The sequence below is a fragment of the Pseudohalioglobus sediminis genome, assembly GCF_008370495.1.
Taxonomy (GTDB): Bacteria; Pseudomonadota; Gammaproteobacteria; order Pseudomonadales; family Halieaceae; genus Halioglobus.
The window spans coordinates 170915-185671 of sequence record NZ_VTUX01000006.1 but is presented as its reverse complement, the minus strand read 5'-3'; the positions used below and the strand labels follow the sequence as shown (position 1 = coordinate 185671).

Sequence of the window (14757 nt, the reverse complement as noted above, 5' to 3'; positions counted from 1 at the left end):
AACAGTCTGAGGCGTGACCACGATGCGGTTTTTCCTTTCGTTATGCTTGGCAGTGGCGATGTTTGCCCCGCGAGCGCTGCTGGCCGAACCTCGCGTGATAAGCAGCCTGGGCCGAATCGAGCCGGCAGGTGGTGTGGTCATGTTGGCCGGTCCATCGGGGCTTGGTTCCGTGATCATGGACCTCAAGGTGAGTGAAGGCGACGCTGTCAAGAAAGGTGACGTGATCGCCGTTCTCGACAGCTACCCGGTACGCAGGGCGGAACTGGACCAGGCGCAAGCGCAGCTGGAAAGCGCGCGTAACCAGTTACGGCGAGAGCAAAAGTTAGGCAAGGCCATGGCAACCTCCGCTTCCAAGCTGGAGGCGCTTGAACTACAGGTGAAAGGGGCGGGTGCCGCCGTCGCCGCTGCCCAGGCCATGCTGAACCTGTCGCTGGTAAAAGCACCTCACGATGCGCAGATTCTTTACGTTCACGCCCGACCGGGCGAGCGGGTTGGCGTGGAGGGTGTGGTTGAAATCGGTCGCACAGACAAGATGTACGCTGTGGCCGAAGTTTATGAGACCGACATCATTCATGTGGCTCCGGGGCAAGAGGCCTCGGTGCGCAGCCCTGCGCTGGAGTCGCCGGTTTCCGGAACGGTTGAGAATATCGGCCTCAAGGTGGGGCGCCTGGACGTGCTGGGTATGGACCCTGTTGCAGAGGCCGATGCCCGCGTTATAGAGGTGCATATTCTGCTGGACGATGTCGACGCGGTTAAAGCCCTGACCAATCTTCAGGTGGAGGTGGAAATCCAGCCTTGAGATTAGCGCCATACAAGATCGCCTGGTTGCAGATCAGCCACCAGAAGTTGCGACTGCTTGCCGCTGTTCTCGGCGTATCGTTCGCAGTGGTGCTGGTTTTCGTGCAGCTGGGTTTTCAGCAGGCGCTCTATGACAGTTCGGTGCGCTGGCATACTGCTCTCGGCTATGATCTGGCGCTCATTAGCCCCAAAACCACCTATATCGTCAATCCGCCCGGCTTCCCCCGAAATCGGCTTTACCAGGCGCTCGGCTTCCCGGGCGTGGAATCGGTGACACCGGTTTACATTGGCATAGGTAACTGGCGTAACCCGGACGACCCGGTAAAGGTTCGCAATATATATGTTATGGGATTTGATCCATCGGCAGCGGGTTTTCGTCTGGCGGGTGACCCGAATCAGGTGCAGAAGCTGCGGCTGCCCGACAGGGTGCTTTTCGACCGCTTCTCTCGGGCTGAGTTCGGTGCTGTTGCCCGGCAATTCGAGGCTGGTGAGCCGGTGAGTACGGAGATAAACGATCGTGATGTGACCGTGGTGGGCTTGTTCGAACTCGGTACGTCTTTTGGTATCGACGGTAGCATCATCACCAGCGACCTCAATTTTCGGCGAATATTCCCTGACCGACAGCCCTCAAGAATAGAGTTGGGGCTGATTCACCTGCAGCCCGGGGCAGATCTGCAGGCGACCCGGGAGCAGATTAGTTCGACGATTCCTGGAGACGTGCGCGTGTTGACGCGTGATGAATTTGTCCAGCATGAGGTGGACTACTGGAGCAATAGCACACCAATCGGCTATGTCTTCGGCCTTGGCGTGGCCATGGGGCTCGCGGTGGGGGTGATCGTGGTCTACCAGATACTGTTTTCGGATGTACAGGATCACCTGCGCGAGTACGCCACCTTGAAAGCGATGGGATACAGCAACTTCTTCCTGTCAAGAGTGGTTCTGAACGAGGCCGTCATGCTGGCGTTAATCGGCTTTGTACCGGGAATTCTGCTTAGTTTGCTGGTGTATGCGCAGGCAACAGAAGCCACCAATCTGCCTGTAGAGATGACCGTGGAGCGCGCTGTGCTGGTGATGGTGTTGACCATCGTGATGTGCGCGGGTTCTGGGTTACTGGCGCTGCGGAAGCTGCGATCCGCGGATCCGGCGGAGGTCTTTTAGGTGAGCGCTGAAGCCCCTGTTCCGGTAGTAGTTGAAAACGTCTCCTACGTCTACCGTACCGACGTCAGCGACCGCCAGGTGCTCGACGATGTCAGCATGCAGATCGCGCCGGGGGAAATCGTGATCCTGACCGGGCCGTCCGGCTCTGGCAAGACTACGCTGATCACCTTGATCGGTGCCTTGCGGGCGGTGCAATCGGGGAGTGTACAAGTCCTGGGTCGAGAAATACTCAATGCCGGCGAGCGTGATCGCTGCCGCGTGCGGCAACAGGTCGGCTACATTTTCCAGCACCATAACCTACTCGATTCACTCACAGTGGCCCAGAACGTCATGATGTCGCTGCAACTCAGCCAGCAGAAGCTCTCTCGCAAGGAGCAGCGACAGCGGGTCATCGAGGTGCTCGAGCGGGTGGGCCTGGGAGAGCATGTCGACAAGCACCCCCGGGCCCTGTCCGGCGGGCAGAACCAGAGAGCCGGTATTGCCCGGGCGCTGGTAACGCATCCCCGCCTGATACTGGCAGACGAGCCTACCGCATCGCTGGATAAAGAGTCCGGCCGGAATGTTGTTGACCTGATCCAGGAGCTCTGTCGAGAGCAGGGTACCAGCGTGGCACTGGTGACACACGACAATCGCATTCTTGATGTTGCCGATAACATCATGCACCTCGAAGACGGCAAGATTCAGACGGTCAGCGAAGCCATGGCCACGCATTCCAGCCGCATGCTCAAGCTCCTCAACAAGCACGACCCGGGCGCTGCACAGTACCTTTCCGCGTTCGCACTGGCGCTGACCCGTGTAGCGATGGCAGACAGCGGTATCGACGATGCGGAGCGAACTATGATTCGCACCGTGCTTAACGACTCTTCCAAACTTTCGCCCGGAGAAGTCGACCTGGTGATGGAGCTGGCGCTATCGCAATTGCGCTGTCGTCAACAGGATGGCGATGGCGGCTCGGCCGTTTTTTCCGCAGATCAGGCGCAGCATTTTCTCGATTCGCTGTATGCGGTCGCGGCAGCAGACGGTGAGGTCAGCCCCGAAGAAAGGGTGGAAATACAGAATATAGCCCGGGAGTTGGGATTCCCTGTGGATTCCGGGCGACTTTAGCCTGACCGGCCGTGGCAGCTGTCTGCCTTGCGCTGGCTGGTGCCGTGCACAGGAGTATTCAATGCACCACCTGTGGCGGGTACAGCTCGAGAGAAAGTGGAATTTCCAGGGTGTTGCCCTGGTCTCTCACAGGTTGACCAATCATTTCGTCGTAAGCGGACAGCTGGCGCAGCACGATGGAGGCTACCGGCATGGTCTGCAGGGCTTCACGCGCGCGTTGCAGGCTGTGACAGCGGAAGGTTTTCCCGTTGTTTTCCGCAAGCAGGTAAGTGCTGTCGTCGATGGTAATGGTGACCTGGTAAAGCGCCTGTTCCAGCGAGTGAATGACGACGGGCACAGGCTGTTCCAGCCGGGTGAATTCAGCAAACGTGATTTTCATAGTCAGGTCACCTCCAAGGGTCGTGCGTTAGCGCCAGTTCCAGCTGAGCATGGCCGCGATGATAAGTGCGGCACTGGCAACAGAGCTGAGCTGTAGGCGCAGTCTGGCATAGTAATCAGGTTGCGGGGCGAACAGTGCATGCCGTCTCTCAGTCCACAGTACAACGAAAAAGCATGTTGCCGCAGCGAGAAAAAATGAGCCGGCTGGCATCAGTACAAAGGCCGATAATAACAGCAAAAACAATACGTTACTCAGCACCAGTACCGAGGTGTATCGCTTCAGTAAAGCTATTCCCCACCAGGCTCCGAGGAGAAAAGTCAGTATGCCGAAGGCGTAGGCAGACAGCAGGTTTGACCACAACGTGAGGCGCGCTGAATCAACAAGCATTCCAGCCGGAAGCGCAAGGAAGGGAGCCAACCCGGCGCGGCCCAGCCAGGTTGCGGTGGCAGGAACGGATGGAGATTGGACGAGGGTTCCTGACACGAGCCGGGCGCGGGTGAGTTGGTGCAACTATCAGGCTTCGCGGTCGAGCTGCCAGACGCAGCGTGATGCACTGCTCAACTCACGCACCGGCTGCAGGCGTTCAGCCTGCCTGCTCTCAGCGTTACGAAACACGGCCACAGTCATGGCAGCCCCGCCGAACACCAACAGGTGCGCCATCCAGACGTAGCCGAACTGGTAAATGGACAGGAAAGAAAGACTGAATACCATGCTCCACATCCATCCCAGCACTTGCATCAGGTAATGCTGCGAGGCCAGGTCCAGATGGCGCAGGGGGTTGTGGCGGTTGTCCATTACAGCCTTCCAGCTGCTGTTGATTGCTTCTTTCATCGTGCTGACTCCATTGCGTGTTCATAATTGCTACGACAGTTGAGCGTCCGCGGTTCACGTTAGTCATTTGCTTCCCGCCCGTTAAGAGATCCCCTGCAAACAAAGACCTGCGTTGCTGTGACCTGCAAAAGCCGTGTTTATGAACTACCTGGCGAGAAACTGCGTAGAGACAGTAGACTCAAAAGGAGATACCTACAGTGAAACCCGTCACCATTACTCTCATGCTTTTTGGCCTGTTCGCGTTCGGCCTACCGATCCTGGCAATGCAGAACAACCCCCACCAGCAAGCTGGCGTACACGGCTGCACCGGCGACTGTTACGATGCCTGGAAGGCGGAAACCGGCGGGGTGCTGCAGCTCGCGCAAGCCCAGGCAGCGGCCAGAGCCGAAGCGTCGCCGGAAGAACTGGGCAAGGCAGCGTATGTGGGCTGTGTCGCCTGTCACGGCGCCGGCGGTGAGGGCGGTTTAGGCCCGCAGCTGGCAGGCCAAAGTGCGGCCGATATTGCGGACAAACTGCTGCGCTATAAGAACGGTGAGACCATCGGTAGCCAGAGTAATCTCATGTGGTCGCAGGCCGCGCAGCTCTCAGATACTGACATCGACAACCTGGCTGCTTTCATCGAAACACTGTAACTACGGCAGGGCGCCGGTGGTCTTCGCTACCACCAGCGCCACCAGCGTTTCTTCTGGTTTTCCCTGGTCGGCCGATGATTCGCAGGGACACCGTGCTGGGCGTACCATTGTTCCCACTCGTGTGGCGTAAGGGTGGTGGGAACCTTGTCCTGAGTGGCCCTGCGCAGCGCATTCCCGCGCAGGCTGGTATCACTGGCCTCCTCCTGCTCCCCGAGTAATTCACGAATTTTTTCGTCACGTGAGGTCATTTCTGCTTCATGCCTTCACCACGGGATCGGCTCGCCCTGCCAGTCATAAAATGCGCCAGTAGTACCCGGGCGCACATCAGCAAGCACCTTGAGCAATGCCGCGGCGCTTTCCTCCGGCGTCAGCACGCGATTGCGATAACCTCGAGAGATGAACGGCTCCGATAGAGGTGACTCGACGGTACCGGGATGCAGCGCCACCACGCTGACGTTGCGATGACTGACACCCCATTCCCGAGACAGGGTGCGCAATAACATGTTTTGTGCGGCTTTTGTCGCGCGATAGCTGTACCAGCCCCCCAGTTTGTTGTCTGCGATGCTGCCTACACGCGCTGACAGTGAGGCCAGTACCGCTGGTTCATCGTGTCTCAGCAAGCTACTGAAGCCCTGGGCCAGCAGCGGCAGTAAAACCGCATTGATAGTGAATGAACGTTGCAGCTGGCCTGCGGTGATATCACGCAGGCGCTTCTCGGGCTGGCAGTCCTCGCTGTGCAGCATGCCCACCGTGTTGATGACACAGTGCAGGCGCTCGACCTCGTCAGCGACGGCGATTGCGGCTGCAGTGACGGACTCCGGAGCTTCGGCATCAAGGTACACATGAGTGACGCGCGGATCATTGCTGTCGTGTTTCTGCGTGCGGCCCAGAATGAAGGCTCGCTGCAAACCCGGCCGTCGCAGCAGCGCCGCGAGCAGGGCCCCGCCGATGGCACCATTGCCGACTATAACCGCGTTGAAGCCCGCAAGTTGCAGGAAACCATTGTCAACGGGTGATTCGGTTGAGCGAATAGATGATGGCGAGTTTTCGCTTTCCATAGGGTGACGCTGGCAGGCCGCTTATGTTTTCAGATGCAATTGGTACGGCGTGGCCCGGTGCACGGATGACGTGGCAAACCGGGGGTGACCAGCAGGCGTTTGTACTGTGCACAAGCCTGGCGTAGGCTCAGGGCTTCGAACAGCAGAGGTTGGCGTTATGTCAGAATCAATCAAGCGCGCGGTACAGCAGGGTTACGGCGGTGTGGCTCGAGAAGGGCTCGGTTCACACCAGGCAGGTATTCGCGGCATTGCCGAGGCTTTCGGCTATTCAGCTGAAGCCCTTGCCGGCATTCCCGACGAGGCCAATATGGGTCTCTCCTGTGGCAACCCCATCGCTATTGCCTCCCTGCGACCGGGCGAAACCGTTGTGGATCTGGGCTCGGGGGGTGGGCTGGATGTTTTCCTGGCGGCGAAAGAGGTGGGGCCGGACGGACTGGCTATCGGCGTGGACATGACCGCAGAGATGATTGCGCTGGCGCGTGCCAATGCGAAGAAGGGCGATTACAGCAATGTTCGCTTTGAGCAGGCTGAGATTGAGTCGATGCCGATTGCAACGGCTTCGGTGGAATGCGTGATATCCAACTGCGTGCTCAACCTCTGTGCTGACAAGGATGCAGCACTTGCGGAAGTACATCGTATTCTCAAGCCAGGTGGGCGGCTGGCGATATCGGATATTGCTCTTAAACAGGCCCTGCCGCCCGAATATCGTAACGAGGTGGCAGCGTGGAATGGCTGTGTAGGCGGGGCGCTGACCATCGAGGAGAACCGCTCCGCCCTGGAGCGTGCCGGTTTTGCCGACGTTGTGATCCAGGACACTGGCGCTGATCTCAATGTTTACAAGGAAGGTGGCAATGCGGCCTGTTGCGGCCCCGAGCCCAGTTGCTGCGACTCAGCCGGCGATGAAGGCGCCGAGACGGTGGAGTTCCACCAGACCATGACCCAGTTGCTCGACAGCATTGATGTGAACGAGTACGCGGCCAGCGTGAGGATCTTCGCCATAAAACCATAACAAGCCCGGCTGCAGCGCCCGGTTACCGTCGGTGGCCTGCGCCGGCCAGGGCCGGCCATGGATCGCTGCAGCGAACTGCCAAGTTGATGACATTCTGCGTGTCCGCGATCGTCTATACTGATCTGATACTGAAACGTTGGAGAATACCCATGAATGGAGCCCAATCCCTGTTTAATGCGCTCACTCGCGCCGGTCTGGACACCTGTTTTGCCAACCCCGGTACCTCGGAAATGCAGCTGGTGTTTGAGATGGGCAAGTCGGACGCTGTCCGTCCCGTACTCTGCCTGCAGGAGAACGTGGTAACAGGGGCTGCCGACGGTTATGCGCGCATGGCCGGCAAGCCGGCGTTTACGCTGTTGCATGTGGGCTCGGGCTTTGCCAATGGTATCGCCAACCTGCACAACGCCGGACGCGCGAATACGCCGCTGGTCAATATCGTGGGTGCCAATGCCACCTATCACCAGCCCAATTTCCCTGACCACGAACTCATTGGCGGCAAGATCACTGAGCTGGCCAGGGCGGTTTCTCACTGGACCCGGGAAGCGAAATCCGCCGCAGAAATGGGCGCACTGGGCGTCGAGGCGGTGCGCAATGCGATGGTGGGCGCGGGCAGGATCAGCACCCTGATTGCCCCCACGGACTGTCACTGGGATCCCGCTCCGGACGCGCCCGTAGATATCTCCCCGATCGAAACGCCAAAGGTTGCCCCGAGCACGGTTGAGCAGATCGCCGGTTTGTTGGCCAATGGCCGCAAGACCGGTTTGATACTCGGTGCCGGCGCACTGCGGGAGCAGGGCCTGGAAATTGCCGGCAGGATCGCGGCGAGTACTGGCGTACAGTTGCTCAGCGAGACATTTCCCGCGCGCCTTGCCCGCGGAGAAAGACGCGTCCCCGTACAACTGGTGCCGTATTTCCTGGAGATGGCCCAGTTCTTTTTCGCGGAGTATGAGCAGATCATCCTGGTGGGTGCACTGCCGCCGGTTTCGACCTTCGCGTACCAGAACTCAGCTATGTCCAAGTTGCCGGACAGCTGCGACCAGGTGACTTATGTCACCGCTGAGCAGGACGTTGTCGACGCACTCGAGCAGCTCGCTACTGCCGTGGGCGCCGGTGATGGCGCGGTGGCGCGTACCGAGCGAATTGAGCCGGAGGTGCCCAGCGGTGAACTGACATCCGCAGCGATCGGCCAGAGCGTCAGTGCCTTTATGCCGGAAGGCGCCATCATGGTGGACGAGGCGGCGACGGCCGGCCTGGATCTGTATGCGCAGACCGGGGCAGCCAGGGCGCATGAGTACCTCTACGCCATTCCGGGGGCGGCGATAGGCAATGGCCTGCCGGTAGCACTGGGTGCCGCCATCGCCGCACCGGAGCGTAAAGTGATAGCCCTGCAGGCGGACGGCAGCGGCATGTATACCAACCAGGCTTTGTGGACTATTGCCCGCGAACAATGCGATGTGACCATTGTGATCCTCAAGAATGACGCCTACGCCGTATTGAACGTCGAACTGGCACGGGTGCGCGAGGACGAACCCACTGCCAAGATGCTGTCGATGCTGGAGCTGGACAGGCCCAGCATTGACTGGGTGAAAATGGCCGAGGGCATGGGCGTGGCTGCGGTGGCGGTGAATACGGCAGAGGCATTCCACGCTGAGTTTGAGCAGGCCATGGCAGTCAAGGGCCCCCGGCTGATCGAGGCGACGATAGCCCAGGACCTGCAACCCGTGGTTGACCTGATCATGGCGCAGCGGCAGGGCGGCTAGGGACAGGACGTAGGTAAACACAGCGGGCGCGGCCTCACCGCGCTCGCAATCTGGTCCATTGCGGGTCGTTGCCTACACCCTGTCCGGGTGAACAGCTTTCCGTTGCTCGATGGCCAGCGGGTTACGTCCGTTTGGCCCGATTGAGGCCGCCGTCGGCCCGCTTGCTATGTTTTCCCGCGGCTGGCAACGGGTAGTCTCAGTCTATATACTCGGCATGTATTCCTGTGAAACTATAATAATTTCCCCCTGATCCAGAGGGGCAGAGTTACCGCCGCGTGAATGAAGCCAGCCTGACACCTGACCCAGCCCCATCCTGTCCCCAGCGCATCCTGTGTGTCCTGGGCATGCACCGCTCCGGCACCAGCTGTCTTACCGGCTCACTGCAGGAGGCGGGTTTGTCGCTGGGCGAGTGCCATACATGGAACCCGCACAACCTGAAGGGTAACCGCGAAAACCAGCAGATCGTGGATATCAATGACGCCGTGCTGGCGGCTGCGGATTGTGCCTGGGATAACCCCCCCGGGTCTGACCTGCGCTGGCCTGAAGCGCAGCGCCGCGAGGTGCTGGAACTGTTTGCCGGTTACGCAGATCAGTCGCCCTTTGGTTTCAAGGATCCGCGCACCCTGCTGGTGCTGGAGGGCTGGAGAGAATTGTTGCCGCATATGCAGTTTGTCGGCATCTTTCGCCACCCTGTCGCCGTGGCGCAGTCGCTGCACAATCGCAGCGGGATGCCGCATGAACAGGGCCTGGCGCTCTGGTATCAGTACAATCGACGCTTGCTGCGTTTTTACCGTCAGCAGACTTTCCCGCTGTTGTGTTTTGACGAGAGCGAAGGACTGTTCAGGGAGAAGCTGCGCGCCGTGTTGTCGCAACTGGGGTTTGCCTCGTCGGCCTGGCAGGGCGACTTCTACGACGGCGAACTGAAATCCTCACCCGCCTCGGATGAGATCACGCTGCCCTGGCAGTATCGCAGGCTGTATCGCAAACTGAGGCGCCTTGCCGAATGAAGTCCAATATGCTGAATCACCTGAAACGCATCATCAATGGCGATGTACCTACTGCGGCGACAGAGGATTTACCCCCCGCGCTGAGCCTTGTTGTGATCGTGTATGACATGCAGGTGCAGGCAGAGCGCACCTTGCTTTCCCTGAGCCCCCAGTACCAGGAGGGAGTGAGCGAGTCCGACTATGAAGTGATCGTGGTAGAGAACGAATCGGCCAACAACCTGTCGCGAGATTTTGTCGAGCGCCTGCCTGCCAACTTCAGCTATCACCTGCGAGCCGAGCGCGAGTCAACGCCGGTGCACGCGGTTAATCATGGGGTGGGTATAAGCCGGGGGCGCTATGTCTGTGTCATGATTGATGGCGCCCGCCTGGTAACCCCCGGTGTGGTCAAGAATATTCTGCGAGGCCACCGCCTGCACGAGCGTTCGGTAGTTACCGTACCGGGCTACCACATTGGTAACCAGTTGCAGCAGACAGCTGTGGAGCAGGGCTACGGCGTGGAGCAGGATCAGGCACTGATCGATTCGATCGCCTGGCCAATGGAAGGCTATCGCCTGTTTGAAATTGCCTGCTTTAGCGGGTCCTGCGTCCCGGGCTTCTTCCTGCCCAATAGTGAGAGTAACTGCATCAGCATACCGCGAGACCTGTGGGCCACGCTGGGCGGCCTGGATACCCGGTTCGACCTGCGCGGCGGCGGCCTGGTGAACCTGGACCTGTATAAACGCGCCTGCGAGTTCCCGGGCGTAGAGCATGTCATGTTGCTTGGTGAAGGCACGTTCCACCAGTTTCATGGCGGTGTGACAACAGGTGGCGAGGCCGGACAGATTCGCGACGCCCTGATAGAGAAAATGAAGGCCCAGTATATCCAGATTCGCGGTTACCCCTATGAGAGTCCCCGGGGGAATCCTGTATATCTTGGCGAGTGCCCGGTGCAGGTGATGCGCTTCATCGAGTATTCCTCAGCGCGGGCGCTGGCCAGCCAGGAGGGTAATGCCTCCGCACCCGCAGCGACCAGGTTGAGCGCACAGGGTTAACCCTTGCCTGCGCCGGTCCGGGGCGGCCCGAACGAGCCGCTGGTCGTTGATCTCGACGGAACCCTGATTCGCGAGGACATGTTGCGTCTTGCCCTGGTGGATATCCTGCGTAAGAGCCCCACGCGCCTGCCGACTGTCTTGCTCGGCCTGGCCGGGGGGCGGGTGGAATTCAAGAAACGCGCCGCCCTTGCAGCAGTGGTGGACCCCGCTCGACTCAGTTACAACCAGCGCGTATTGCAGTTGGTTCGGGCGGCCCGGCAGCACGGTCGTGAAGTCGTGCTGGCAACGGGAAGCCACCGCCTGCCGGCGGCCCTGGTCGCCGAATATCTCGGGCTGTTCGATAGTGTGCTGGCATCGGAGGGGCCGTGCAACATGAAGGGCCCGGCGAAAGCCGAGGCATTGGTGGCCCGCTATGGTCTTACGGGCTTTGACTACGTCGGCAACTCGCACGCGGATATTCCGGTGTGGCAATGTGCGCAAAGAGGCTTCCTGGTAAATGCCGATGCCGGGCTGGAATCCCGGCTGCGCCGCCTCAAACTCAATGTAGAAGGCCTGTGATACTATCCGGCCACTCTGAATCGGTACCCTCAATTGTCCTCCATGCTGCGTAACTACATCGCCATCGCCCGACCTGATCACTGGTTCAAGAATATCTTTATGCTGCCCGGTATCGCCCTGGGCCTGTACTTCTATCCACATGGTGTTACCGGTACGGTGGCGCTGCATATCGTACTGGCGTTCATCTCCGCCAGTCTGCTGGCCTCCGCGAATTACACGATCAATGAATGGCTGGATGCCGATTTCGACCGGCATCATCCACAGAAGAAGAACCGTCCCTCGGTATCGGGGCTCATCACCCGAACAGGCGCCTGGACGCAATGGCTGCTGTTGGCTGTCGTTGGCCTAGTGCTGGCCTACCAGATAGGCAGGGTTTATTTTTATCTGTCGTTGTTCTTTATCTTCATGGGGCTTTGCTACAACGTGCCGCCCCTGCGCACCAAGGAAATAGCCTACCTGGACGTACTGACGGAATCGATAAACAACCCTATTCGTTTGCTGCTCGGTTGGAGTGCTGTGCTCACCGCCATGCTGCCTCCGTCATCGATCATTATTTCCTACTGGATGGGCGGTGCCTTCCTGATGGCGGTGAAGCGCTATGCGGAATACCGGCACATCGATGACCCGAAGCAGGCGGCGTTGTACCGTTCCTCGTTTCTTACCTACACTGAAAACAGCCTGTTGTTATCGGCGTTTGCCTACGCACTGACCTGTACCTTCCTGTTGGGTATCTTCCTGATCAAGTACCGGGTGGAATATATTCTTTCTTTCCCGTTTATTGCCCTGCTATTCGTCTACTACCTGGCGCTCGCGTTCAAGGAGGAGCCTGTCGCACAGACGCCGGAGAAGCTCTATCGTGAGCGGGGGTTTTTCACCTACTCGATATTTCTGGTGTTGTTGATCGTACTGCTTTCGCTGGTAGATATTCCCACCCTGGAGATACTGCTGGTGACACTGGATCTGCCGTCGTGAACGCCATCGAACCTGCCGGGCCAACGTGCTGGATATGCGCCTGCGGCGGTGCGTCGCTCAAGCGCCGTGGTGTCAATGCGGAGAGCTTGAAGCCGGATGATTTCCGCATCACCGATGCCGGTTACGGTATGACCGGTGATATCTACCAGTGCAATCACTGCGGCTTCCTGTTCTGTCCCGGCATGGGTGATGTGCTGGGCATGTACCAGCAGATGAATGACCCAGAGTACGAGGCTACCCGGGAAGAACGTGCCTTGCAGGCGCACAAGCTGCTGGCATCGGTGAGCAAGTTCAAGTCCGCAGGGGCATTGCTGGATGTGGGAGCCGGCAGTGGCATCATGGTGCAGGCAGCACTGGCGCGCGGGTATTCCGCCGTTGGCGTCGAGCCCAGCAAGCAACTGGTCGAGCAGGCGAGGGCGCACGATATACCTGTGCTCCCCGGCACGCTGGACGACCAGCAGTTCCCCTCGCGCTTTGACGTGGTGGCACTGGTGGATGTGATAGAACACGTAGAGCAACCGTTGCATCTGTTGCGGCAGGCGGCGGCAAACCTGGCGCCGGATGGTGTCTGCGTGGTGATCTCACCGGATGTTGACTCGCTGTGTGCGCGCCTGCTCGGCAAACGCTGGTGGCATTACCGTATTGCACATATCAGCTACTTCAATCGCAAGACGCTTACTCATGCAGTACAGGAGGCGGGGCTGGAAGTGGTTGCCGTGTCTCGCCCGGGCTGGTACTTCCCGGCGAGCTACCTGTTTTCAAGGGTCATGCAGTACCTGCCCGCTTTCATGCGTGTGCGTCCGCCACGGTTTCTTGACCGTTTCACCGTGCCGCTGAATCTCTTTGACTCACTGATGCTGGTCTGTCGCCACCATGGTGAGCAACCCCGGGTGTAGCGTCATTCAGGCTGTTTCCGGCCGCTGCCGGCAGAAGGCGAGGTTGGGGTTATAGTTCGGGTCGTCGTCGGATTGCACTTCGGGTGCCGACACTGCGAAGTCATCGGGTGGTGCGCCCGCTGGCACCGTTGCCAGTATCCCGGGTGTCCAGATATTGCGCAGTCCCATGCGCTGGCAGCCCAGCGCCAGTGCCATGTGCACCGGGTATGACTCGAGCGACGCATCTGCCGCGGCCGCCAGCGCGCGCAAGTGCTCCTGGCGCAGCAACAACGGCGCTTGCTGCTCAAGCAGTAATACTTCCCGGTCAAGGCGGGCCGCGGCGAAGTAGGCCCTGCCTCCGCCCCAGTAGGTTTCACAACCCAGTTCTCCGGAAACCACCGGGGGTGGACCTGGCTCACCGCCGTGATCCAGTGCCGTACCCACACAGCCCACTTCGCGCCTGCCGGCGATGGCTGCGAGGGACATCAGCCATTCGCTGCCCCGGGGTTGCGAACCTGGTGGTACGCTGCACAGCATGTCGCAACGTTGCAGGTCACAGGCGTCGAGTTGCGCCAGCAGTTGCGGCAGCGTTGCCGGGCGTGGGCACTCGATGACGGTGATGCCGTCGTGGGTTGCTGTCTTGTGCCTGACCTGTTCTGGCGCGGTGGCAGGCTCGTATTGCCGCAGCACCGCGATGCTGGGGCGTGGCTGTGGCAGGGGCCAGTCCACCCGGTTATAGATCAATGCGCCCCTGGCGGGATGTACGCTGGCCGGTGAGCCAATGCGTTGCAGGTGTTCCTGCACCGCGCGCCGGGCAGCGGCAGCGGCGCTGGCGAGGTCGCTGCGTGAGACAGAGTCGGGCACTTCACGCCAGTGGTACAGCACGGCGGGTATATGCCTGATCTGGTCAGCCTGCAGCAATTCCACCGCGCGCAGTAACAGGTCATAGTCCTGGCTGCCATCATAACCCTGGCGCAGGCCGCCCAGTTCCTGCAACAGGGGTGTGGCGATGACGGTGAGATGGTTAAGGTAGTTCTGCCCGAGCAGCAACTCGTGATTCCAGGCGGGCTTGAAGTAGGGTCGGCAGCGCTGCCCATTTATATCGAGATGATCAGCATCGGTGTACAGCAGGCGCGCTCCGGCATGTTGCGCCAGTTCGTGCGCAACACAGAGCAAGGCGTGGTCGGGTAGGCAGTCATCGTGGTCCATAAAAGCGACGTAGTCACCGGTGGCCATGGCAATTGCGCTATTGCCTGCCGTCGCGATGCCGCTGTTGGTAGTCGCGCGTTTCACCTTGATGCGGGCATCGCGCTGCCGGTATTCGACCAGCGTGCCCCAGACCGCAGTTTCGGTCGAGCCGTCATCCACGATGCACAGCTCCCAGTTCTGGTAGCGTTGTCGGCACACGGAATCAACAGCCTGGCACAGCCAGTGCTGCGGTGTGTTGTAGGTAGTGAGCACTATTGAGATCAGCGGCCCGTCAATGCTCTGCATGCGCTTGCGCATGGGTGCCTCGACTTCCCGCAGCCAGCTTTCATAGCTGGCCTGGCTGACGTGCCAGTTCGCCGCGGCTTCGCTCATTGCT

The 14757-nt window shown here is 59.7% G+C and carries 17 protein-coding genes; 11 read left to right on the top strand and 6 right to left on the bottom strand.

Annotation, left to right across the window (positions count from 1 at the left end; translation table 11 throughout):
* Nucleotides 1-58: 58 nt before the first annotated feature.
* From F0M18_RS13540 to F0M18_RS13530, 3 genes are read left to right on the top strand one after another with little or no spacing between them, the layout of a single operon-like run.
* Nucleotides 59-799: an efflux RND transporter periplasmic adaptor subunit gene (locus F0M18_RS13540; RefSeq protein WP_188109718.1), complete on the top strand. Its 741-nt coding sequence runs from the start codon at nt 59-61 to the stop codon at nt 797-799.
* Nucleotides 796-1956 (top strand): ABC transporter permease DevC, encoded by a 1161-nt coding sequence (devC, locus tag F0M18_RS13535; protein WP_149611981.1) that lies wholly within the window; start codon nt 796-798, stop codon nt 1954-1956. The genes F0M18_RS13540 and devC overlap by 4 nt, the downstream gene beginning before the upstream one ends.
* Nucleotides 1957-3060 (top strand): ATP-binding cassette domain-containing protein, encoded by a 1104-nt coding sequence (locus F0M18_RS13530; protein WP_149611980.1) that lies wholly within the window; start codon nt 1957-1959, stop codon nt 3058-3060.
* Between the two features lie 58 nt (nt 3061-3118).
* Here the strand turns inward: F0M18_RS13530 and F0M18_RS13525 are convergent, their stop codons facing one another.
* Genes F0M18_RS13525 through F0M18_RS13515 form a run of 3 tightly spaced genes read right to left on the bottom strand, consistent with a single transcriptional unit; the run spans nt 3119 to nt 4270 of the window.
* Nucleotides 3119-3439 (bottom strand): DUF6482 family protein, encoded by a 321-nt coding sequence (locus tag F0M18_RS13525; RefSeq protein ID WP_149611979.1) that lies wholly within the window; start codon nt 3437-3439, stop codon nt 3119-3121.
* Between the two features lie 27 nt (nt 3440-3466).
* Complete coding sequence (locus F0M18_RS13520; protein WP_188109717.1) at nt 3467-3922, bottom strand: DUF3429 domain-containing protein; 456 nt, start codon at nt 3920-3922, stop codon at nt 3467-3469.
* A 30-nt stretch (nt 3923-3952) separates the two neighbouring features.
* Entirely contained in the window at nt 3953-4270 is a 318-nt protein-coding gene (locus F0M18_RS13515) for a hypothetical protein (RefSeq protein WP_149611977.1), read from the bottom strand.
* 197 nt (nt 4271-4467) lie between these two features.
* Here F0M18_RS13515 and F0M18_RS13510 point away from each other — a divergent pair, with 197 nt between their 5' ends.
* Nucleotides 4468-4902, top strand: coding sequence for a c-type cytochrome (locus F0M18_RS13510; RefSeq protein WP_262500951.1), 435 nt, complete (start codon nt 4468-4470; stop codon nt 4900-4902).
* Between the two features lie 26 nt (nt 4903-4928).
* Here F0M18_RS13510 and F0M18_RS13505 read toward each other — a convergent pair whose 3' ends face one another.
* Nucleotides 4929-5150 carry a hypothetical protein gene (locus tag F0M18_RS13505; protein ID WP_149611976.1) on the bottom strand — a complete coding sequence of 74 codons (222 nt, stop codon included), beginning with the start codon at nt 5148-5150 and terminating at the stop codon, nt 4929-4931.
* Between the two features lie 15 nt (nt 5151-5165).
* On the bottom strand, nt 5166-5960 hold the full coding sequence (locus F0M18_RS13500; protein WP_149611975.1) for an SDR family oxidoreductase: 795 nt from the start codon (nt 5958-5960) through the stop codon (nt 5166-5168).
* A 157-nt stretch (nt 5961-6117) separates the two neighbouring features.
* Between F0M18_RS13500 and arsM the strand changes: the two genes are divergently transcribed.
* From arsM to F0M18_RS13465, 7 genes are all read left to right on the top strand, one after another.
* Nucleotides 6118-6969 carry an arsenite methyltransferase gene (gene arsM / locus F0M18_RS13495; protein ID WP_149611974.1) on the top strand — a complete coding sequence of 284 codons (852 nt, stop codon included), beginning with the start codon at nt 6118-6120 and terminating at the stop codon, nt 6967-6969.
* 149 nt (nt 6970-7118) lie between these two features.
* The gene (locus tag F0M18_RS13490) at nt 7119-8729 is read left to right on the top strand and encodes an acetolactate synthase large subunit (RefSeq protein WP_188109716.1); all 1611 of its coding nucleotides are present in this window, start codon (nt 7119-7121) and stop codon (nt 8727-8729) included.
* Nucleotides 8730-9004: 275 nt separating this feature from the next.
* Entirely contained in the window at nt 9005-9736 is a 732-nt protein-coding gene (locus F0M18_RS13485; RefSeq protein WP_149611972.1) for a sulfotransferase, read from the top strand.
* Nucleotides 9733-10767 (top strand): glycosyltransferase family 2 protein, encoded by a 1035-nt coding sequence (locus F0M18_RS13480; RefSeq protein ID WP_262500950.1) that lies wholly within the window; start codon nt 9733-9735, stop codon nt 10765-10767. The genes F0M18_RS13485 and F0M18_RS13480 overlap by 4 nt, the downstream gene beginning before the upstream one ends.
* A gap of 3 nt (nt 10768-10770) precedes the next feature.
* The gene (locus F0M18_RS13475) at nt 10771-11325 is read left to right on the top strand and encodes a haloacid dehalogenase-like hydrolase (RefSeq protein ID WP_149611971.1); all 555 of its coding nucleotides are present in this window, start codon (nt 10771-10773) and stop codon (nt 11323-11325) included.
* 42 nt (nt 11326-11367) lie between these two features.
* Complete coding sequence (locus F0M18_RS13470) at nt 11368-12297, top strand: UbiA family prenyltransferase (protein ID WP_149611970.1); 930 nt, start codon at nt 11368-11370, stop codon at nt 12295-12297.
* On the top strand, nt 12294-13193 hold the full coding sequence (locus tag F0M18_RS13465; protein WP_149611969.1) for a class I SAM-dependent methyltransferase: 900 nt from the start codon (nt 12294-12296) through the stop codon (nt 13191-13193). The genes F0M18_RS13470 and F0M18_RS13465 overlap by 4 nt, the downstream gene beginning before the upstream one ends.
* Before the next feature lie 6 nt (nt 13194-13199).
* On the opposite strand, the gene F0M18_RS13460 is transcribed toward F0M18_RS13465, so the two are convergent.
* Nucleotides 13200-14753, bottom strand: a complete 1554-nt coding sequence (locus tag F0M18_RS13460; protein ID WP_149611968.1) for a glycosyltransferase family 2 protein — start codon at nt 14751-14753, stop codon at nt 13200-13202.
* Between the last annotated feature and the right edge of the window lie 4 nt (nt 14754-14757).